The organism is Bacillus sp. JJ783, assembly GCF_036963225.1.
GTDB lineage: Bacteria > Bacillota > Bacilli > Bacillales > Bacillaceae_G > Bacillus_A > Bacillus_A cereus_U.
The window spans coordinates 1,357-23,792 of the sequence record NZ_JBALMG010000152.1; the positions used below are offsets into that span (position 1 = coordinate 1,357).

The following is a 22,436-nucleotide window of genomic DNA, read 5'->3' on the forward strand; positions in this document are numbered from 1 at the left end:
TTCCTAATACATCTCGTAATTCTTTAGGAATAACTATCCGTCCCAATTCATCTACTTTTCGAATAATTCCTGTTGCTTTCATGTTACTCCCCCCTTACTCTCTATTAATTTTTTTCACCTCGCTATTTTCATTTTATCACTATATATTTGGTAATGGCTTACTCTTTTTAGAAAATATAGTACAAAAGTTAAAAAAACACATTTAACGAATATTCAATCTTTCTTTCAATTGTTTTAAATAACGAGATCGTATAATTAAGAAGTATACAACTTGAATACTTACAAAAATACTTAATACAATTGTATTTTCTTTAAACAGTGAGTACTCAAACATCTGTCCTAACGCAGTTAATGCTACTGCCCCGTGTAATGTTGCAACTCCAACTGGAACGAAGAATAAAAGCGCTAAGCGGATTGTGACTACTTTCGATAATTCGCCTCTCGTCAATCCAACTTTTCGAATCATTTCAAATAAACGAGTATCGTCCTCCAAATCAGAAAATAAGCGGAAGTAAAGGAAGCTTCCTGCACAAACGAAAAATACAATACCAATAAAGAAACCTACAAATAAAATGGGTCCTGCGATTTGTAAACTTTGATTTTGATCGTACTCTTCTGCACTAAACGTTGCATGTTCTTGATAAGGCTTAATCTGATTCGTAAGCTCTTTACCAACCTCAATTTCATCTTTCGTTCCTTTTGTTTTATACATATAATCTTTTTCTTCTTTAAATCCATCTTGTAATGACTCATATTGATTTTTAGAGATTACATACACATTACCCATAAGTATTTTACTTAGTGAAGAATCATTAACTTTTTTCACATTTAAGGGCTCATTGGCATTTTGGAAAGAAATTTCTTTTCTTTCCTTTATCGGTGGCCCTGGTATTTCTACTGATAGAAATAAGGCTTCTTTGTCTGATAAAGTATTGAACGGTTCCCCCGTTAACTTCGCATACTCCTTATAATCTGATTCTTTTATAAAACTGGCGTTTCTTAACGACTGCTCCTCCGTTGTCTTCGATGAAATATTTATTTTTGAAGCTGCTATATTATGTTTCTTTAATCCTTCGTCAATAATCTTCAGATGCTGTGACTCATTGCTATTACCTTGCTTAGAATGATAGTGAAACGCAATTGGTCTGTCCATAATTTCTTTCGTCATCGAAGCAAACCCAACCAATGTACCTATTGCTGAAAATGCTACTGTTGAAATAATTGTTACAATAAAGAACATCCTTGCATTATCTCTCATACGGTATGCTAAATCTGACAAAGTAATAATATTTGTCTGTGTCCAATAGAAACGTTTACTTTTTTTACATAATCGAATAATAAAGACGCTCAACTGCTTGTACAGCAAATACGTACCGATAGTGACTACCGTTGTAACAGGAATCATCATAATAAATACCATTGCACCATGTGACATAAGAGCGCCTGCATAACCAGCACTAAGCAATACTACTGCTAATATAGAAGAAATAATTGATGCTTTCGGTTCTGGCTTCGCCTCTGCTGATCCTCTAAACAATTTCATAATTTTATTTTTACGAACCATTCCTGCACTGAACAATGAAATAATCATAAATAATACGAAAAACATAATACTCGTTACAACAATCGCTTTCATCGGTATGTAATAGGATAAAGAAATATCTAATTTTAAAATCATCGGGGCTACAAATATTAATATTCCTGAAAATAACATACCTGAAAGAATCCCAAAAATTATTGCCCCTATTCCAATCATAATATTTTCAAAGAAGATAAGACGCTTTAATTGATATTTCGTCATACCTAGCATCATTAAAATTCCTAGTTCACGCTTTCTCGTTTTTAAAAACATTCCCATTGAATATAAAATAAAGAAGAATGTAAATAAGTAAATAATAGACTGTGCAAAAGACATACTTACGAATACGTACTGTCCTAACTCTCCCGCACTTAATGCCGGATGGAACGCAAAAAATGAATACACAAAAAAGGCCATAATGGCAAATGCACTACTCAAAAAATAAGCTGAGTATGTTCGTCTATTTCGCGTTACATTTCGAAATGCGAGTTCTCTAATGTTCATACTACTTCTCCGCCCTTCTACTAACTATGCTTTTATATTAGTAAAGTACGGAAATACCTTCCATCGATTCAAATGACAAAAACCTTACATTATTGAAAGGTTTAAAAAAATTGCTTATACAAAACAATTTATTTATAATAACTTCATTCATATTCATACACGCATTCTATTGTATATTCGTTAGTTTTGCGAAATAATAAAGGATAGAAGTATGTTTCAATATACATATAAACTTATTTACCGCTTTAATATGAATAGGAGGAAAACATAATGACATTACAAGAACAAATTATGAAAGCACTACATGTTCAACCTGTAATTGATCCGAAAGTAGAAATTCGTAAACGAATTGATTTCTTAAAGGATTATGTAAGAAAAACAGGTGCTAAAGGATTTGTACTTGGAATTAGCGGCGGACAAGACTCTACACTTGCAGGACGTTTAGCGCAGCTTGCAGTCGAAGAAGTTCGTAATGAAGGTGGTAACGCAACATTTATCTCCGTACGTCTTCCGTACAAAGTACAAAAAGATGAAGATGATGCACAATTAGCATTACAATTTATTCAAGCTGATCAATCTGTTGCTTTTGATATCGCTTCAACTGTTGATTCCTTCTCAAATCAATATGAAAACTTATTAGGTGAATCATTAACAGATTTCAATAAAGGAAACGTAAAAGCACGTATTCGCATGGTTACACAATATGCAATCGGCGGACAACAAGGATTACTTGTTATCGGAACTGATCACGCGGCTGAAGCTGTAACAGGATTCTTTACAAAATTCGGAGATGGCGGTGCAGATTTATTACCATTAACAGGTTTAACGAAGCGCCAAGGACGTGCTTTATTACAAGAGTTAGGTGCAGACGAGCGACTTTACTTAAAAATGCCAACAGCTGATTTATTAGATGAAAAACCAGGTCAAGCTGATGAAACAGAATTAGGTATTACTTACGATCAATTAGATGACTATTTAGAAGGTAAATCCGTTCCAGCTGACGTTGCTGAAAAGATCGAGAAGCGTTACAAAGTGAGTGAACATAAAAGACAAGTCCCAGCATCTATGTTTGATGATTGGTGGAAGTAAATTATATAGAAAAAGAAGCTAAATGGAAATTAGCTTCTTTTTCTATATATTAACGAAATACCCCTACTCTTTTCTCTAATAAATCCTGCAAACAATCTTCATGTTGTTTATTAAACAATGGCGGCATTTTGTCTAACGGGAAAAACTTCAGATCTAATGTTTCATCACCGTCTATTTTTTTGTTCCCTCCAACGATTGAAAACCTAAAGAATATTACAATTGCCTGTGCCTGATCTCCATTCGGATATGTTTGAAAATATTTCGTATACACACCAATGAGCTCATCAATTTCCACATCATATCCTGTTTCTTCTTTAATTTCTCGGATCGCAGTTTCTGCAGCAAACTCCCCAATTTCCATTGCACCGCCCGGAAATCCCCAAGCATTAAAGTCTCCTCTTTTTTGCAGAAGCACTTCACCAAATTCATTAAATACACAACCACCTGCAAAATTCAAAATAACATAATCATGCCCTATTTTTTCACGTAATTCCTTTATATAATTCGCCATCTGCTCCTCCTTTTTATCCATCTTCCATCATTCTTTTTTATCTTTTTCAAGCAATTCAATAATCCAATCTAACTTCTGATTCATATTGATCACGTGTTGTTTTTTCATAGTGTTGTTTTGCAATAATCTTTTAATGAACAGAGTAAATGATACAAAAAACAAAACGATAAGTCCGATTACTAAACAAGTATATATCAATGTGAATATATTATTTTCGAACAAATTCATTCAGCTTTCACATCCTCTATTTTCAATTATTTTATCGCACAATTCAAAACAGTCAATACAATGATTATAAAACGCAAAAAGAGCACCTTTTAAAGATGCTCTTTTTCATTAATACGTAAATGTAATTGTCGCTAACGAATAACCTGTCATTGCACTATATGGCGCAACTTGATAAGATACACGCTTTGCACCTTTTGGCCAAGTTATTTCATTTAATACTTTCTTTATATCTTGCATTGTTCCATCCATTGACTGCTTATATCGTACTTCTACTTTTTCTGGCTTGGAAGCAAATTGTTGCTGTAATTTTTTCTTAAAATCATTGTAATTTTCCGCTCCATATTGTGCAGATAAATACTTTAAATTTGTTTCTTTTAACATTTGTTCATATACAGCAGTTTTTGAACTACCGGCTTTTATTTTGCTTGTTAATTCACCAAAGTAACTTGTAGTTGCCGCTGGATATTTACTACGATCCCATTCATGGTCTTTGCTTAATTGGTCATCAGACATATTAAAATATGAATATGTTACGCGCCCAGCTTTATCTGGCACCGGATCATCGAATGTAGTATCAAGGTGGTACCACTTGTTATCAATGTTCACTAAATTCCATGCATGAGCTTGTCCATTCCCTGTACCTGTTACAATATGATTTTGAATACCTGCTTCTTTTAGTAATTGATATGTTAACAATGTATATCCTTGGCAAACGGCAGAACGATTCGCTAACGCTTCATACGCTGTATATGCTTGATAAGACGTATCATATGATACTTGTTTCACAACATAATCATGAATAGCTTTCACTTTTTCATTTTCATCCATGCCTTGTTTAATGATAGAATTTACAATTGCTTTCGCCTGAGACTTTACATACTGTGTTTGCTCTTTTGATTCACGATACTTCACTTGTAATGTAAATGTATAATTCCCAGGCATCCCTTTTATAGAATATTTAGTAGACGCTACATTATATTTTACATACTCATCAGCATCTACAATTTTATTATATTCTTTGTATAATTGGTCCATAACATCTCTAGCATTTCTATCTTTTGTTTTATATGCGATTGTAATATTTTCATCTCGATTATCAATATGTTTTTTTAATTCTTTTCGAAAATCATTTAATAATTTAGCATCTGATTGTGTAGTAACTACAGTCGATTTCGTAGCTGCGTAAGATACAGACGACGCGTGTAAGCCACCCATTACAATTGTTGAACAAAGCAGGGCAACTGTCACATACTTATTTGGCTTTCTCATCTTGTCACTCCTTACATTCTATAACTATACGAAAAAGTATCGTATAGTTTCAGAGTATACAATACTTTTCAAAATAGGTCATATGAGATTATGCATATTTAACATTGTAAAAAGGTTGTTCTTTTTACAAGAACAACCTTCTTCATTAACAAGTTTGTAATACACAGCATGTATTTTCAAAATGGCGATTTTTCAAGTCTTCATTTCCAATACAGAAATAAAGCATTCCTAAATCTCCCCACATCATATTACAATTTTTAGTATCTGAATCAATTTGGAATAAGAGCGTCATATGCTGTGGATCTATTCCCATATATTGTCCAGTCTCATACAATACCTCGTCTTGTACAGAGAATGGTTCTCCAAACATTTGATGATTATCATAGTTGTCTGGGATTAGCTCTTCAAGTAATTGCAAGAAACGATCTGAATCCGCCTCATCTTCAATGAAAAGCTCAGGTAATTTATACGTCAGTTCAAATGAAATTGCACATTGATTAAATTCCCCCTGAACTTCATCTGCTCTACGTAATTTCTCTACAGGGATATCATAATAAAGTCCACGTCCAACTTTGGTTGGATCCACATCTTCTTCAAAGTAATTTTCAATACTAAAGAAATATAACATCCCTGTCTTAGGAAGATTGTGATCCATACCAACGTTTTGTAAATCACTTAAATTAAACTGTGCGATAAAACGTAACGGATTCTCTTTGTATGTTGGATATTCAAATGTATCCGGCAAATCAGGAACTCCGCCCATTTTTGAACTACCTATCGCAATTGTTTCCTGTTGTTTTGGCACAACTTTTACACAAGGAAATACAGTATTAATAAGCTCCTCTTTTAAATGTGTCAGTCCATATTTATCAATTAACACTTCAATTTTTTTATCCATAAATTCTCCTTACATTTACATACTTATTTGTATCATAGCACAAAGATTATACTCCATTCATTGTAAATTCAACAAGCTCAAGAAAAAACGGGCTCTTCCCTCGTACGCGAACAAGTTTAAAAGAGCATAGTATACATTGTTCCTACAAACATGATATCTCATAATTTCTTACAGTATACTTTCCCTCGTTCATTTTCACTTTTAATATAAGGAGGAATTCCACATGGGTTACGGATATAGTTGCGGTGGTTACGGCGGTGGTTACGGTTACGGCGGTAGTTGCGGTGGTGGTTGTGGTTATGGAGGTTTCGCTTTATTAATCGTTTTATTTATCCTTCTAATCATCATTGGAGCTAGCTGTTGGGGCGGCTTTGTAGGCTGCTAGTAAACTTAAAAACTATTGTAAAAAAGCGCGTAAAATACGTGCTTTTTTGCCATTTCAAAATTTATTTATATGAAAGGGAGTACGTTTATGAAGATTGATGGTGTTTTCGAGGGAGGCGGTGTACGGGGAATTGCACACGTAGGAGCAATTTGCGCGTTAGCTGAAAAAGGCTATGAGTGGGAACGTGTTGCAGGGACATCAGCTGGTGCTATTATCGCAGCGCTTTTAGCAGCAGGATACTCCTGTTCCGAATTAAAAACGATTGTAACTGACATTGATTATGAAAAATTCACTAAAAAAACTTTTCTTGATAGAATCCCCTTTATTGGTAAAGGATTAAGCGCTTGGTCTACTCTAGGCATTTATTCAAATGTATTTCTCGAAGAATGGCTAGAGGACCTGCTTCGAAAAAAAGGAATTCATTTATTTACAGACTTACCCGATTTGAATAAACTCAAAATTATCGCTTCAGATATAAGCAATGGTAAAATGGTTATTTTTCCCGATGACTTGCCAAACTATGGATTTTTAAATTATCGCTTCCCTATCGCTAAAGCAGTTAGAATGAGTGGAACCATTCCTTTCTTCTTCGAACCAGTGAAATGGAGAACACCGAAATGGAAACAACCTTGTTATATGGTTGACGGCGGTATTTTAAGTAATTATCCAATTTGGATTTTCGATTCACCGACTTCTCCTCGCTGGCCTACCTTTGGATTTCATTTTGTAAAAGATGAGATTCAAGCTGATCCCACCCACTATGAAGAACCTATTTCCATGTTCAAAGGACTATTTAAAACGATGATGCAAGCTCATGATTTACGTCATTTAGATAAAGAATCGAAGGCTAGAACTATTACAATTCCAACAGGAACCATTACAAGTACTAATTTTCAATTAACTAAAGAAGAGAAAGAATGGCTCTATAACTCTGGTTATAATGCCGCTAATAAGTTTTTACAATCTTGGAACTTCAGGCAATATGTTGATGAATATAGAGACGGAAATCAGGATCGAAAAACAAATCGGTATTTCCGTCAACTTGACTCATAATTATATTATTTTCCCTATCACACTTTAATAGTAAATAAGCCTAATAATATAGTACATTATTAAGCTTATTTACTTCTTATGTACTCTCCCATTATTTAAGGATAAGTTAACCCTTCTGCTTCTTCTGCGGTAATTACTATGTAACGATTTCCAGTTCTTAACCCTAATAATTCTGCTTTTTCAATTGCATCCTGTTTTGTTTCCGCATAAGCAGCTAAATATTTATCTCCATCAATCATTTGGCAAATCACATATTGTTTCATGGTTTTCTCCTTTTACCCTTTAATTAATTGCGCGATCTTTTTTATTCCAACTTCAATTTCTTCTATAGTTGCATAGGAATAAGAAAGACGTAAAAATTGGTTAGCACTTCTATCATACAAAGTGCCTGGGTTTAATAACACCTTTTCTTGCAAAGCTTTGTCAAATAAACTACGATTCGAAATTGGTATATTCATATATAACCAAATATAAAAGCTTCCTACTGGCTCATGCCAAGTTGCAATGCCACTACAATACTTTTCTAACATACTTATCATAAAATCTCTACGTTTTTTCAATTCACTTCTTACAAACTGTAAATGTTCATCATACAATCCATTTTCAAACCACTCCGCTGCAATCTGCTGGGATATAGAACTTGAACCATAATCAGTTTGCATTTTTATATCTGCTAATCTTTGAATAACGGATTCTGATCCAACAACCCATCCAATTCTTAAACCAGGACTAATGACTTTGGACATACTTCCAATATGTAGCACGATACCATTTTTATCATATGCCTTTAAAGGCTTTGAAACTGGTGCATCGAACCATAAATCTTGATATACCGCGTCCTCAATAATAGGCAATCCAATTTCATTACATATCTCCATCACTTCTTCCCTCTTCTTAGCGTTCATACTAAAATTGGTCGGATTATGAAAAGATGGGATTGTATATAAAATAGATGCGTTAAATTGTTTCTTATATTTTATAATATATGAAGTATTTATACCATTCTCATTCATTGGTATTCCAATCAAGCGCATTCCTGCTGATTGAAATACATTAAGCGAATATAAATATGATGGTTTTTCTAATAAAATTGACGCTCCTTTCGGAAGAAGACCCATAGAAATAAGTTGCAGTGCTTGAATTGCCCCCGAAACAATTAAAATAGAGTCAGGAGATACATATACCCCATGCCCTTTTAAATATTCCGCAATTTTTTTTCTTAAATGGAGATTTCCTTTCGGTTCCTCATACCCAAGTGTAACATTTGATTGTAAAATTTTATCAATAATACCCTTCATCTTTTTCTCAGGCAAGAGACTCGGTGAAAGTTCACCTGTTCCTAATCGAATTACATTGGGAGTAAATTCAGCTTGATTAATCTCTTGTACAGCAGGAAGATTCGGATAATGAAGTCCTGTTTCTACATAAGACTGCCAGTTTGGAGGCGGGGCATATGTAGAAGTACTCTCACTATTATTTATAACAATTGTTCCCTTCCGGCCATTCCCCTCAATATACCCTTTTGCTACTAATTCATCGAAAGCCATTACAATTGTACTTCGATTCACTTCAAACGTATGCGCCAAACTTCTTTGTGAAGGTAATTTAGTTCCAACTGTCCATTCCCCATTAACAATTCTTTCTTTTATATAAGATTCTATTTGTTTATATAAAGGAATAGACGAAGACATATTAGGTTTCCAAACGAGCCTTTCCACTATATCACCTCACATACTTTATGGTTGGTAACCTATCCAACCATATGGATGGATACAAATTTTCATTTCTTCTATACAATATACACTATCATAACTAATCACATTAAGTAGGAGGTAATATGATGAGTGAAGCAATTATTCACGGTATCATCCTTGCATTTGGTCTTATCATTCCATTAGGTGTCCAAAATGTTTTCGTCTTTAATCAAGGCGCGAGTCAACCAAATATTTGGCGAGCTGCTCCTGTAGTCTTGACTGCATCTATATGTGATACATTATTAATATTAATTGCTGTACAAGGTGTATCCCTTGTACTCCTTACTTTTTCTTGGTTAACAACCACTCTGTATATGATTGGATTTTTCTTTCTTATGTATATGGGCTGGGTTATTTGGAGAAGCGATCCTTCAAATGATGTAAAGCAAGAAAAAAGCATGCCTTTAAAAAATCAAATTATTTTCACCGCATCGGTTTCATTACTAAATCCACACGCAATTTTAGATACAATTGGTGTAATCGGAACAAACTCTATACAGTACATAGGAAGTGAGAAATGGGCTTTCACTTTTGCAACAATTATAGTTTCTTGGATTTGGTTTATTAGTTTAGCTTTTGCTGGAAAATTTCTAAAAGGATTAGACTCGACAGGAAAAACGATTACAGTATTAAATAAATTTTCAGGGCTAATCATATGGGGAGTCGCACTTTATATGTTAAAACAAGTTATTTTTCCTAACTAATTAAAGAGAATTGCATGTTGTGCAATTCTCTTTCGGATTATGACGTTGGTTCCGGCTTCTGTTTTACCATCATTGTATCTTTTGCTGGTTTAATCCAAATAATTGCTATGACCGCACCAATAGCAGCGAAGATGCTTGTTAAATAAAATACTTCATGGTCCGCCCCTTTCATAAAAAAAGAATACAGGGGTGGTCCAGCTGCTACACCGATAAATCGCATTGAACTATAAAATGACGTAACTGTCCCCCTCTGCTCTTTTTCAATCCCTTGTGTAATAAGAGCATCTAGACACGGTAACGCCATACCAATTCCTCCCCCCATAATAACGAGACAAAGAAGTAGCAAATAGATTCCTTTTAGAAATAAAGGTAAGAATACAGATGCAGCAGCCAGTAAAAATCCAATATAGATACACTTTTTCATAATATCTTGTTTATCTCCAATTTTTTTACCAGCCATATATGAGCTAAGTGATAGTACAAGTAAAGGAATAGCGAGTACACACCCTTTCCATATACCATGAATATCGTACTTCGACTCCAATATAGTTGACAGATAAAAAAGTATTCCGAATAAAATAAGCATAATAATTGCACCTAGTATAAAAATGGCAATTAACCATCTTCCCTTTTCTCGAAACGTAGAGATAATAGATTGAATAAATTCTTTAAGTGGTGGGACTTCTTCTTCTTGTTTCTTCGCCTTTACTAGCACCAGTAGTAAAACAATCGATATTACACATAAAACTGGAATCGCCCAAAATGGTAAGAACCATACAATAGCTGCAAGAGCTGATCCTAATATGGGACTCAATACTTTTCCAAATGTATTTGACGTCTCAATGATTCCTAAACCTGCACTAACCTGTTTTTCATCTTTGTATAAATCACCTACACATGGTATGACAACTGGCATAGCACCAGCAGCACCTATCCCTTGAATTGCTCTTCCGATAAGAATCCAAACATAAGGGTTATCAACTTTCCATGATACCCAGCCCGTTATCGCTCCTCCAATAGCTGCAATTAATAAACTTGGAACCATTACCATCTTTCGTCCCCATCTATCTGATAAATAACCAGCAATCGGTATAAGTATAATTGCAATGATAGAATAAATTGTAATAATCATGGATACTTGGAAAGATGAAATATGTAATTTCTTTTCAATGGTTGGCAGGATTGGAATAAGCATTGAATTACCTAGCGTCATAACAAGTGGAACTGATGCAAGTGCAATTAAACAACAGTTTTCTTTTTTTAACATGTTAATTTCGGAACCTTTCATCATATATTTCTTACCATATAATAGCCCTGCTGGAAATTATTTTTACATTCCATCAGGGCTATTTCATCTTTACTACTTTCCATTTACAACAAAAGAAATCGGGTAAAATATAGCATTACTCCTATTCTTTGAATCCTGTTCACAATATATCCATACCAATTAATTGAAAATAAAAAAGAAAGGAAGAATCCTTCCTTTCTCCTATAACCTTCTACATTTAGCGAGTATATCCGCCACCAAGCTGTTGTTCTGCCATCGCTACAAGGCGTTTTGTAATTTCACCGCCTACAGAACCGTTTGCACGTGAAGAAGTATCAGCTCCAAGCTGTACACCAAACTCTTGTGCAATTTCATATTTCATTTGATCTAGAGCTGCTTGTGCTCCATGTGATGCTAATTGATTAGCGTTACGATTTCTAGCCATTACCGATCACCTCCTTATATATATTAAATTGTATCAAATCCGAAATTAAATACATGGTAATTTTTGGTTATTTATTCTGTAAAAAAAAAGGAGTCTCTTAAACGAGACTCTTACATCATTTCATCTTATGAGGTTACTACTTCTAATTTTCTATTTGTTAATGCTCTCATTTCTTCTTTCAATATATCTTTCGCATTATGCCCAAACCATTCAAGCGAAGCAAAATGATTAGTATCTCTCACTTCCCGGATGATTTCATCATAATTTACTATACCTTCAAATAATGGGACCATTCCTATACGACTTCCAGCAGCAGCATATACATTATTTGGTTCAAACACGTGTAAATACTCCGCTGATGATATATTCTTAAAATGGTAATGTTGTATCCACGGCTTTAGTCGCTGGAAACTATCTATCGGGTCTGCACCAGACTCCCATATATGAAGAAAATCAAGGTTTATTTTTAAATATGGATGATTTACTTCTTCTAACAATTTCAAAGTAGACGGTAAAGTATCCGTTAACGTATTTGGATGTGTTTCTAATAGTATATACATATTGTGCTGAGCAAATAAATCACAAATCATGCGAATTCGCTTCACATACTCTTTTCTCTCTTGTTCCAAGAAATCCTCACTACCTTTTTGCCCAGCAAACGTACGAATTTTATTTGTATTAAACCAATTAGCTAGTGTTACCAACTGTTCACATTTTTCCAGCGTTTTTTGAAAATCTGCTAATAATGATATGTCCAAGTAATCACTTATCATCGTAACTTCTAAATTTTTATCCTTTAAATAATCTATTTCTCGTTCTGTCGTTTCACGCTCTTGCATATATAAATTTTGTGCATGGGTCCCCCACAACTCAATTCCTTCAAAACCGTTTTCATATGCAAATTGAACAATATCAGTAAATGAAATTAGCTGATGGCGAAATGAAATTGTACATAGCGAATATTTCATTGGTTTGAGCTCCCTTACCTTAAATTCAATGAACTTGTATTAGTTAAGACAGACTGATTTGTTTTCATATCTTTCCATGACAGAAACTGTCTCTCTAATTCATCCTTAATCTGCAGTTCAATTGTATTCATTTCATCAAGTTTTTCAATAATCGGTAATAACATATCTTTATTATTTGTCATTGCCATTTTAATAGCACGGTACTGTACATTTGTAAACCCTTGTACAATGTCTTCCACTCGATCACACCAATAATCAAATTCTTGCTCCGAATATTGTAGAGTTTCACGGAAGTATGCAAAGGCATGTTCATAGCTATATTTACGTATTGCCAATACGGGTATTTGCTTTACTGCCGTTACGAGCCCGGAAAGTGAATACCCATCCTCTTCATTTACCATTTTTATTATTAATTCTTTTAATTCCATTGTTAGTTCATTATCATCTTTTTTGAATGTTTCCATGAAATAACTTTCTACCATCTCTTGTGTTGGCTCCTGAATTCCTTCTATATCAATGAAATAGCCTCCACCAAATGGGTTGTCTTTAACAGAATGGAGCACTTTTTCTCTTTCCATATTCCCTTCCCAGCGAAAATCAGGATCAAGCATGAACCATTCATCTTCTTTCTCTGTCTTCGATATCATCAAGTAATGCGGAAACGGTTTTTGATGAAACTTATTTTCTCTCTCAGGCAATAAAGACATATCAACCATTACAATTACGTAACGATTTTCCGGCTTATTTTCTACTAATTCTAAAAATGTTTCTACATTGCTATTTTTATCTTTTGAATGATCGTACCATTCGTTCACTTTAATACCATACAATTTTTCATACCAGAGTAAGTAGTTATCATGGTTAATGTTTTCGGAATGATAAGAAATAATCCCGCCTTCTGTTATATCAAAATCTCCATCCCATAATCCGAAATAAAATGGCCGGAAATCTATATCACTACGCCTTTTTATAATTTCACAAAAACAACTCACTAAACAGTGAACTTTAATTGAAGTCATACTCTCATCCACTTTCCTAAAAGGTTAGTTATTCACATTTACTTCGTGTAACGGCTGCAACTCTTCCATAAAGTCAAGCAAAGATCCTACTGTAAGAAACGCCTTTGGATCTATCTCATCTTCTGGAACACATAGCTTTAATTCCATTTCAATGTATACAATAAGCTGTAACATCATTACTGAATCAATATATAAATCTTGATTTAAACGCATCGTTTCTTCTAAATGCGTTACATTTTTCAGTTCCATTTTTTCTCTCATAATGCTTAAAACTGCTTCTTTTAACATTTCACGCCTCATGTTGTTATCTCTCCCATCTCTAATAACTTACGACTTACTTTCCCTGTTTTATTTTTCGGAATCTCTGCTACATTTTCAATTTCATGCGGTACTTTATAAAACGGTAAATGCTGTATGCACCATTCTCTTATTTGTACTGGTTCAATACGAGAGACTACTTTCGCTTTTACAATTTCCCCCATCACAGGATGCTTGCCCCGGTATACAATCGCCTCCTGAATACCTTCTAATCGAAGCATCGTTTCTTCCACTTCTATAGGAAAGACCTTTAGACCGGACACATTAATAACATCATCTATTCGCCCCATAAAATGAAGGCCTTGCTCAGATTTATACCCTAAATCTTTCGTATAAATCTCCTTTTCAGCAATTTTCACTACGATTTCTTCAGGTTCATCTTCATTTGAACCTATGTTAATACTTACATGAGGAAGTGGTTTTCCTAAATCCAAATGTGTTTCCATAGCATGACATATACTAATGCAACCGGCTTCAGAACAGCCGTACTGCTGCATCATGTATTTCGTCATGCCCTTTAACTTATAAAATAGCGTTTCTGGCAAAGGTGATCCTGATGTCATAATTTTATGAAACTGAAACGTCCCTTGTGGAAAACTCCCCATAATATGTAACATAAGTGGTACTGCATATATGATATGTTTTTCGGTATTACGAATTATATTTAATGCGAATTTAGGGTTTTTATTTGTGATGATTATAGGCTTGCTACCTCTCGTAATTGCTGATAACGTGCCACAAATTAATCCGTATGAATGTGAAACTGGAGCCATTACAATTGGCACTTCGTCTTCTTCACATTTTAAAGCTTTATTGTAAGCAGCAATTTCCGTTTCAATTTCCGTCCATGCTCTACGAATTAGTTTTGGCTCTCCTGTTGTACCTGAACTATATTGTAATAAAGACGGTTCTTCTTGTAATAGATTTGAAACTTCTAATTTTGTAAAGTCGTTACTTTCTCCGTATAAAAGTGCAGTACACTTTGCGCGCTTTGCCATTTCAATAGCTGTATCCTTTGGCGTATCTTCATGAATAAGTAATACAGATGCTCTTTTTTCTTTTAGGAAAAACACAAGCGTAATAATATCGAATGGGTCTTTCAGACAAAGTGCAAATCTATTTCCTTCTGCTTCTTGAAATTGTTCCACTCCCTCGTAACCTTGTAATTTCAATTCAAAATCATATTTGCTAAATTCTTGTTTATTAACGATTAGCATGATTTCCCCCTGTAACAACTGATTTTTGTATTGTAAGTTGCTTTGCTCTATACAATGGATTTGGAACTTCATGAACAAGCGATTCCACATCCATATATAAACGACGCTTCGTTAATTGCTCTGCATGAAATGTAGGTGCATATAATTGTAATGCTTCAAAACGTTCTTTCAAGTGTGAAAATCTTTCAAAATGATCTTCTACTTCTTCAACAAGAATGATCCAAAATTGTTCCTCTTTCAACTGATACTCATCTGCCAGCACGAAAGCCAATTCACCTAGATTGAACAGGAACAGCGCATCTAAAACCATTTCTTGCAAACATTCAATACGGTCCATTTCAAAGAAATCATTTATTTGACCATTCGCATATGTTTTATGCATTTTAGTAAAGTCAGGACATTTTCCGAGTTCTTTCAAAAATGGACGATAAAACTCCAGTCCTTCATGAAAATCTTTTAGTGCAATACGGACTGGTATTCCTTCTTCATGAACTAAAATCATGTTTTGTCCATGTGATTCTAATGCGATTCCATGCTCTACAACGAGGTGTACAACTGGGATAATTGCTTTTTGAATAAGCAATCTTAACCAGCTTTCTACTCCATATCTCTTTAACCACAAATCAATAATTGGTGTCCCATCTTTTCCCCTGGCATATAAACCGTTAAATGGGATTGCCTCTTCTTCCTTATCTAAATATTTGTGAACGCTTTCACGCCAAATACATCCTAATGAGCCATGTGTAGCTTTTTTATTCACATCGTACGTAACACTCGAAAATTCATTTAACAAAATTAAACGCGATTCATCCCTTAAATACGGATCATGATCTACTATATCTTTTAACCAATTCGATATAGCAGGCGCACTCACAACCGAATGTGGTTTTAATGTACGGATGGTTGAAGTATTAAGTAAATTCATTGATAACTTTACATATGGTTTCGCTGTATTCGTAACATTTCTTAATGTCCGCATCGACTGCTGCGCGCAATAATCATCTTCTGATTTCCCTAAATAAATAATATATTTATCCTGTATATGGTCAGTATAATTCGGAATAATAAAGTTCTCCCACTGCCAAGGATGAACAGGTATAAACATATACTTCTTCGAATCGCAGTCCATTTTTCGAATACGATCCATATACTCTTCGATTTTCTTTTCACCAATTTCTTCTTTAAAGGTACAGTTATAACTCTCTTCACTTTCATAGCCTACAGTCGTATATTTCTCATGAACTGCAATCCATATAATTTTCATTGGCTGCATAAATTCAAATCCATATTGAAAATTATCACGATATTGAAAACCGATACGTGCTTTATAGCTAGGATGATACGGGTGTCCATCTATTAAATGACCTTCAAGCTCATCATAAGACTTCACAATATAGTCTTCTTCACAACTTCTCTCATATTGTGCAATCGTATCTTTAAAGATTGTTTGTTCTAATTCTTGAATAAAAGAATCCAATTTCGTTCGATCCACTTGAACAATTCGAAAAATCTCCTGTAAAAATTGTGAAACTGATTGTATTTCTTCTTCCTCATCTTGAACTCTCATTATTAATGAGTCATGTAAACAAATACGCCCAAATGTCATACGTTCTTGTCCATAGCACTGGTATGTTACATTTTGATTCTTTTCATCAAGACCTTGTATAATAAAAAGTATTTGCTCTCCCTTTTGTATACGAATCGGCGTAATGATTTCTTCATAAATTAACGATTCTACTAACTGCCGGAATACTCTTCTTCTTACTGAAATGTACTCTTTTGATTGGAGTGCCTTCAATATTTTTGTGTGATAAACTTCTTCTTTCATAAATCCCTCCGCTATAGTACGGAATATCAAATTCCATTATCTGTATTACGTGAAATTTTAACACTACTTATGAACGAACAGCCACTTCTCTAACGAGTGGATTATCTACTTTTACATAAATTGCTTGCTCTAAAGGATTTGTCAGTTCATCAACATCGAAAAATCTCGTTAGCAAATTTGCTTTACATGCCAATTTATTTTCTTCCAACAATTCACTTAAAAATGTAGAAGGTTCGCGGTTATATGGAAGGAACGATTCAAGTACAGACCTTAATTCCGAAAGAAGAATTTCCTCCTTTATTAATCCTGCTGTACCAAAACCATTAATTAGTCCAAACATATGATTGAAAATTAAATAGTAACGAAATCTTTCATCTACAATGTAATCATCATATAAATTCCCAGTGCGTTCGCCAATACCAGCTAGTTCATTATCTAGCACTGACTTCATTGAATTGCAGAAATAAAAACCTTGATTATCACGGAAGTAAAACTTAACTGGATAACCATCTTTCAATTGAACAACACTATTTTGTTGATGCGCTTCTAATGCCACGCCATAACGTAAATACATCCATACCATTGGCTTTAAAGAGATATTCATATATCGTCTAAACCACTCTAAACTTACCTCTTCACAGCTTCTACCTTCTAAATCCGCTAAGCGATGGATAATATTTGCTAAACGAGTTCTTTCACCCGGAATTGCATCTTGTACTAATCCAGCGATAAGCGTTGCGTCATTCGCATTTTCACTATAAAAAGGATTCTCCCGAATAATTACTTCAAATCCGGACTCTTGCATACCATAATTTATTGTAATGAAGGCGGGATCACATATAAAATCAAACCCAGGAAACTTTTCTAACACTTCACCAATTTTAGTATTTAACATTTCCTTCCCTTCAGGACCACTCTCAAGTTCCTTCAATTTATTAATACGCATTGAATTCGTCACCTTTACAGGGAATGAAAATTTAAGCATGTACTTGGAATGAGGATGATATAACGTCCTAAGTGATGATGTCGCCATATAACACTTACCTACTGGACCGATATATTCAAGATCGCCTTGATTCATCCAATTTTGCACATAAGATTGATGTAATAGCCATTCTGCTTGTAGCGGATGGATTGGAATTAATGAATATTCATCTTCTTGACAGTACTTTTCAATAAATTCTTGATTAACCTTTTCATCGTACTTTAATTCCTTTTTTATCATCGCCGTTGTGGAATCTTGTAACAATGACTTTTCATTTACTATACTTTTATGTGCCCGAAAATAGTGAAGTTGGCACTCCCCTTTTAATTCAGGAGAATACATTGAACTTTTCCAATCCAATATACCTTGTCTACTCTTTGGTGTAGGATGAGTTAAATGTCCAAATAATAAAGATTGCTCCGCCTCTATAAAAGTCGTATGGAAACCATATAATTCAGCTGTATCCTGCTCCCTTCCCTGTATAAACTTCTCAATATTTTGACAACTACTAATAACTCGAAGCATAAGTTCATCAGGATTCGTACCTTCTCCATAGTTAATAGACATTTCCTTTATTAAAAACATAATAACCGTAATATAATCTGCTTTAATAACATTTTTATTTTCGCCAATTTGGTAATAAAATTGTTCTCCAAATAGATGACGGTCCGTTGATGATTTATATATAACTTCCCCATACAAAGTAACGTTTTGTGCCGATAAAGGGCAGCATAAATAAGTGGGGATAGTATCTCTTTGAAATGAATGGCAGAAAATATCCTCTATCCTTTTATCCTCCGTAATCCATTCTCCACTTCCTGTTTCTCTTAAATAACAATTTAAAAAGCTTTGTATTGTTGCATGTTCCGCGATTTGTTTCGCATGCTGCATACTGCTCCTCCTCTTTTAGACGAACACTATCATTTTTTTATAAAACTTCTGACAGTTGAATTTTATTATCAACTATGATTCTAATTGATAATGATAATCATTTCAAGATATATTTCAGAATTTTTTTATCTAACTAAACTTTTCATCTTTTCAAAACGTTTAATCCATCAACAAAAAATACACCAATATAATAATTGATGTATTTTTTCATTCTTGTAAATTAAGTTTACATAATAATATTATCTTCTTCTAAATTGATAGTGATTTGTATAAACAATCCATATCTCGCCAAGCATATGCTATTTCTTCTACGTTTAGTCTTTCTAAAAGTTTCGTGTCAATTTTTTCCGGATTATATTTTTCATAAAACTTTTTAGAAGGATTATTAGCAACCACCCAAACTAAAAAAGATTGCATATTATCTTTTTTACAATTCGATAGTAAAGCTTGAAATAATCTTTGTCCTATCTTCATTCCTTGATATTCTTGTAAAATGTATATTGCATATAATTCCCCATCACAATTATATGTACCTGTTCTTTCAACTCCCCCATCGATAAATCCGATAATTTCTCCACTTACTGTCTCTGCAACAAATCTGTATTGATGATTGTCTTCTTTTTGAAAAATATGTCTCCATTGTTTTTCTCGCTGTTCATACGTTATATTGTCTAAAATTCCGTTTGCAAATATCCCTTTATACGTTGTTTTCCAACTATCCACATGCACTTTTGCTATTGCCGAAATATCATCTTTTATTGCCCTTCTAATATGTAACTCCATCCTTTTCATCCCCTTTGAAAATAATAATAACAGAATGTTTTTTCATACAAAAAAAGAGTGAATTTTCCTCACTCTTTTTATCTACTTTCAACTTCAACAGAAACAACATGATCGATTTCTTTTAAAGAACTATATAACTCAGTTGTATATAAATCTTCCGGAGCTAAAATGACCATTTCTAACTGCTGAGATGCTCCATTATCAATATCTTTAATTTTCACTCGCTTCACTTGCATATTTAAATTTTTAATTTGCTTAAAAATCCCATCTAACTCCCGATGCTCATTCACGGTAATCTTTATTGATAAGTCCTTTTGTCTCAATGAATACGGTCCTGCAATTTTCACAATTTGAGGAAGTACATTGATTGCTAAAATGATTAAAATCATAGCAACCGTCGCTTGTATATAAAATCCTGCTCCAATCGCAATACCTAAAGCTGAAGCAGCCCATACCATTGAAGCTGTCGTTAATCCAGAAATAACGTCATTACTTCTTCGTAAAATTACCCCCGCCCCAAGAAAACCGATACCACTAACAATTTGGGCAGCTAATCGCATTGGATCCATATTCGTATGACCCGGTACAGAATATACATTTACAGATTCAATTGAAACCATTGTAATTAAACAACTCGCTACGGAAATAACCATACTTGTTTTCACACCAAGCGGTTTATTCTTTAGCTGCCTATCTATCCCGATGAATAATCCTAAAAAGAGTGCTAAACCTAATTTGAATAAAAATTCATATGACATATTTCATTCTCCTTACTTTACAATGTTTTCCTTTGAATAATACACTATAACTCTTTTATGATATCAATTCCAGTCTTTTCTATTCATTTAACGACAAAAGCCGAAAAAACATTTTTCACAATGTTTCCCCGGCTTTTTCTATAGCTTTTTTATTACAATTAAGGTCATTCTTTATTTTTGTTCTTTAGTCTTAATCTGTGCATCTTTGTAAAATGCTAATTTACTGTCATTATACTCTTTTGTGTGTTTGTTAAATTGTTCTTTCGCCTTTTGCGCTTCCACATTTAACTCATTAACAGTTTTAACTTTTTCACCAATTTCTTTTAACTTCGTTTCTTTTACTTTTAATTTTTCATACAGCTCTTTTTCATTCGCTAACGCCTTCGTGTAATCCTCATTCATTTTTTGGAATGCAGCATAACGGTTTTTATACGACTCTTCTACTGCTTTAGCTTGTTTTTGTAATTTCTTATCTTCAAGCTTCTCTATATTGCTTTGAACTGATTTCGTCTCCTTCTGAGCTTTCTCTAACAGTTCTTTCTCGTTTTTCAATACTTTCTCACGCTCATTTACATTTGCAGTAGCTTCCTCTATCTTCTTCGTGACTGCTTCATTATGTTCTTTACCTTCTTGTAAAATTTGAGAATATAGTTCTTGCCCTTGCTTTTCTAATTGCTCTAACTTTTTCGTATCATCAGCTAACGATTTTTCTTGTGTCGCTGCTGTTTCAAAAGCCGTATATAAATTTTCTTCTGGTTTTTCACCGAAACAACCTGATAATAATCCTACTGATAATGCTCCAACTACTGCTACTTTTCCATACTTCAACTTCAATTCCTCCAATTACATACGGTTATCGTGCCAGAAATTCACTGGGAAGTGATTCTCTTCATGGTATGCCTCAAATTCATAACCTTTTTCTTTTAGACCCTTTAAAATTGCTGGCACAGCAGCAACTGATTGCGGGTGAATGTCGTGCATTAAAATGACTTCTTGCGGTTTTGTTGCACCAGCTAATACATTTTGAGCGATTTGCGCTGCCGCTGCATCCACTGGTACTTTATTGTATTTCCAGTCTAAAGAGTCAATTGTCCAGTCCCACACTTTTAAACCATCCTCAACTACTTTATTTCGGAGACCTTCATTTAAACCAGGCATCGATCCGTATGGAGGACGTGTTAATCTAGGGGCTTTCCCAATAATATTTGCGATTAAGCCTTGATCTTCTTTCATTTCATTAACATACTCGCCATTTTTATATAACTTCGCAAAATTGTGTGTCATACTATGCATTCCAACATAATGTCCTTCTGCATTTTCACGTTTTACTAAATCAGGAAACTGTTTCACATTCGCACCAATTAAAAAGAATGTCGCCTTCGCATCATGCTGTTTTAACATATTCAATAATTCAGCCGTATATTTTCCTGGCCCATCATCAAATGTAAGGTAAGCAACTTTTCTTTCCTGTCCATTAAAACGACTTGGTACCGTTTTATTCATTTCAACTTTCGGTTGTTCACTTGCAAGCTGTATTACATTTTCTTGTTTCGCAACAGCTTTTGCTGGTGAAGTAATAGATTGAAACATGAAATACCCAATAGCTACTGCTGCAATCGCTATTAAAACGACTACTACTCGTTTAATATTAAAAGCTTTTTCCATTCTATCGATTCCCTCTCCCTATTAATCTTATATATAAATCACCCAATATAATTATACATCTATTTATTTTATTACACTATATAAACAAACAATATATGAATTATAGTGGGAGTTTTATCAAAATTGTTGTTCCTGCCTCAACAAACTCTTTATTCTTTTCATACCAATTCTTGATTGCACTATGTACAACTTTCAAGAAGATTTGTTTTAACCTGTTTGATCTTCCATCAATTCAATTCGCTTTCAATTTGTAATGAGATGAATCTATTTTCTCTACTTTAGGAGTTAATTACCAATTATTCTCCTCTAGTATATCGT

24 protein-coding genes are annotated in these 22,436 nt (G+C 33.9%); 4 read left to right on the forward strand and 20 right to left on the reverse strand.

Annotated features, from left to right (window positions below; translation table 11 throughout):
- Both V7038_RS25390 and V7038_RS25395 read right to left on the reverse strand, forming a co-directional pair.
- Nucleotides 1-82 (reverse strand): AbrB/MazE/SpoVT family DNA-binding domain-containing protein (locus V7038_RS25390; protein ID WP_438825120.1); only part of this gene is annotated, 82 nt, incomplete at its 3' end.
- Nucleotides 83-202: 120 nt separating this feature from the next.
- Nucleotides 203-2,083, reverse strand: coding sequence for an ABC transporter permease (locus tag V7038_RS25395; protein WP_335695819.1), 1,881 nt, complete (start codon nt 2,081-2,083; stop codon nt 203-205).
- Between the two features lie 270 nt (nt 2,084-2,353).
- Here V7038_RS25395 and nadE point away from each other — a divergent pair, with 270 nt between their 5' ends.
- On the forward strand, nt 2,354-3,172 hold the full coding sequence (nadE, locus tag V7038_RS25400; RefSeq protein ID WP_002158229.1) for an ammonia-dependent NAD(+) synthetase: 819 nt from the start codon (nt 2,354-2,356) through the stop codon (nt 3,170-3,172).
- A gap of 49 nt (nt 3,173-3,221) precedes the next feature.
- Here the strand turns inward: nadE and V7038_RS25405 are convergent, their stop codons facing one another.
- The 4 genes from V7038_RS25405 to V7038_RS25420 all read right to left on the reverse strand — a co-directional run bounded on the left by V7038_RS25405 (nt 3,222) and on the right by V7038_RS25420 (nt 6,078).
- Nucleotides 3,222-3,683: an NUDIX hydrolase gene (locus V7038_RS25405; protein ID WP_335695820.1), complete on the reverse strand. Its 462-nt coding sequence runs from the start codon at nt 3,681-3,683 to the stop codon at nt 3,222-3,224.
- Nucleotides 3,684-3,710: 27 nt separating this feature from the next.
- A complete protein-coding gene (locus tag V7038_RS25410) occupies nt 3,711-3,911 on the reverse strand; it encodes a DUF4083 domain-containing protein (protein WP_070139160.1) in 201 nt (66 codons plus the stop codon).
- Between the two features lie 108 nt (nt 3,912-4,019).
- The gene (locus tag V7038_RS25415; RefSeq protein ID WP_002202317.1) at nt 4,020-5,180 is read right to left on the reverse strand and encodes a transglutaminase domain-containing protein; all 1,161 of its coding nucleotides are present in this window, start codon (nt 5,178-5,180) and stop codon (nt 4,020-4,022) included.
- A gap of 145 nt (nt 5,181-5,325) precedes the next feature.
- Entirely contained in the window at nt 5,326-6,078 is a 753-nt protein-coding gene (locus tag V7038_RS25420; protein ID WP_335695821.1) for a YwqG family protein, read from the reverse strand.
- Nucleotides 6,079-6,301: 223 nt separating this feature from the next.
- On the opposite strand from V7038_RS25420, the gene V7038_RS25425 reads away from it, so the two are divergent.
- On the forward strand, nt 6,302-6,463 hold the full coding sequence (locus V7038_RS25425) for a YjcZ family sporulation protein (RefSeq protein ID WP_002012392.1): 162 nt from the start codon (nt 6,302-6,304) through the stop codon (nt 6,461-6,463).
- An 87-nt stretch (nt 6,464-6,550) separates the two neighbouring features.
- On the forward strand, nt 6,551-7,516 hold the full coding sequence (locus tag V7038_RS25430; protein WP_002202320.1) for a patatin-like phospholipase family protein: 966 nt from the start codon (nt 6,551-6,553) through the stop codon (nt 7,514-7,516).
- A gap of 95 nt (nt 7,517-7,611) precedes the next feature.
- Here the strand turns inward: V7038_RS25430 and V7038_RS25435 are convergent, their stop codons facing one another.
- Together V7038_RS25435 and V7038_RS25440 are read right to left on the reverse strand one after the other, a co-directional pair.
- A complete protein-coding gene (locus V7038_RS25435) occupies nt 7,612-7,779 on the reverse strand; it encodes a DUF3933 family protein (protein WP_000816387.1) in 168 nt (55 codons plus the stop codon).
- A 12-nt stretch (nt 7,780-7,791) separates the two neighbouring features.
- The gene (locus V7038_RS25440; RefSeq protein WP_335695822.1) at nt 7,792-9,234 is read right to left on the reverse strand and encodes a PLP-dependent aminotransferase family protein; all 1,443 of its coding nucleotides are present in this window, start codon (nt 9,232-9,234) and stop codon (nt 7,792-7,794) included.
- 122 nt (nt 9,235-9,356) lie between these two features.
- On the opposite strand from V7038_RS25440, the gene V7038_RS25445 reads away from it, so the two are divergent.
- A complete protein-coding gene (locus V7038_RS25445; RefSeq protein ID WP_016104587.1) occupies nt 9,357-9,974 on the forward strand; it encodes a LysE/ArgO family amino acid transporter in 618 nt (205 codons plus the stop codon).
- 37 nt (nt 9,975-10,011) lie between these two features.
- Here the strand turns inward: V7038_RS25445 and V7038_RS25450 are convergent, their stop codons facing one another.
- From V7038_RS25450 to V7038_RS25505, 12 genes are all read right to left on the reverse strand, one after another.
- Complete coding sequence (locus tag V7038_RS25450; protein ID WP_078173203.1) at nt 10,012-11,262, reverse strand: MFS transporter; 1,251 nt, start codon at nt 11,260-11,262, stop codon at nt 10,012-10,014.
- 217 nt (nt 11,263-11,479) lie between these two features.
- Nucleotides 11,480-11,686, reverse strand: a complete 207-nt coding sequence (locus V7038_RS25455) for an alpha/beta-type small acid-soluble spore protein (RefSeq protein ID WP_000113539.1) — start codon at nt 11,684-11,686, stop codon at nt 11,480-11,482.
- 125 nt (nt 11,687-11,811) lie between these two features.
- Nucleotides 11,812-12,654, reverse strand: a complete 843-nt coding sequence (locus V7038_RS25460; RefSeq protein WP_002202323.1) for a sugar phosphate isomerase/epimerase family protein — start codon at nt 12,652-12,654, stop codon at nt 11,812-11,814.
- A gap of 14 nt (nt 12,655-12,668) precedes the next feature.
- Nucleotides 12,669-13,673 (reverse strand): DUF6005 family protein, encoded by a 1,005-nt coding sequence (locus tag V7038_RS25465; RefSeq protein WP_002202324.1) that lies wholly within the window; start codon nt 13,671-13,673, stop codon nt 12,669-12,671.
- A gap of 24 nt (nt 13,674-13,697) precedes the next feature.
- Nucleotides 13,698-13,973 (reverse strand): petrobactin biosynthesis protein AsbD, encoded by a 276-nt coding sequence (gene asbD / locus V7038_RS25470; RefSeq protein ID WP_002202325.1) that lies wholly within the window; start codon nt 13,971-13,973, stop codon nt 13,698-13,700.
- Entirely contained in the window at nt 13,970-15,208 is a 1,239-nt protein-coding gene (locus V7038_RS25475) for an AMP-binding protein (RefSeq protein WP_335695823.1), read from the reverse strand. Before V7038_RS25475 ends, asbD begins: the two co-directional genes overlap by 4 nt.
- Nucleotides 15,195-17,036, reverse strand: coding sequence for an IucA/IucC family protein (locus V7038_RS25480; protein WP_002202327.1), 1,842 nt, complete (start codon nt 17,034-17,036; stop codon nt 15,195-15,197). Before V7038_RS25480 ends, V7038_RS25475 begins: the two co-directional genes overlap by 14 nt.
- Nucleotides 17,037-17,103: 67 nt before the next feature.
- Nucleotides 17,104-18,912: an IucA/IucC family protein gene (locus tag V7038_RS25485; protein ID WP_002202328.1), complete on the reverse strand. Its 1,809-nt coding sequence runs from the start codon at nt 18,910-18,912 to the stop codon at nt 17,104-17,106.
- A gap of 249 nt (nt 18,913-19,161) precedes the next feature.
- Nucleotides 19,162-19,695, reverse strand: coding sequence for a GNAT family N-acetyltransferase (locus V7038_RS25490; RefSeq protein WP_002202329.1), 534 nt, complete (start codon nt 19,693-19,695; stop codon nt 19,162-19,164).
- Between the two features lie 77 nt (nt 19,696-19,772).
- A complete protein-coding gene (locus V7038_RS25495) occupies nt 19,773-20,453 on the reverse strand; it encodes an MgtC/SapB family protein (protein ID WP_002118443.1) in 681 nt (226 codons plus the stop codon).
- 171 nt (nt 20,454-20,624) lie between these two features.
- Nucleotides 20,625-21,281, reverse strand: coding sequence for a YkyA family protein (locus tag V7038_RS25500; protein ID WP_002202330.1), 657 nt, complete (start codon nt 21,279-21,281; stop codon nt 20,625-20,627).
- Nucleotides 21,282-21,296: 15 nt separating this feature from the next.
- Nucleotides 21,297-22,118, reverse strand: a complete 822-nt coding sequence (locus V7038_RS25505; protein ID WP_335695824.1) for a peptidoglycan-N-acetylglucosamine deacetylase — start codon at nt 22,116-22,118, stop codon at nt 21,297-21,299.
- Nucleotides 22,119-22,436: the final 318 nt, after the last annotated feature.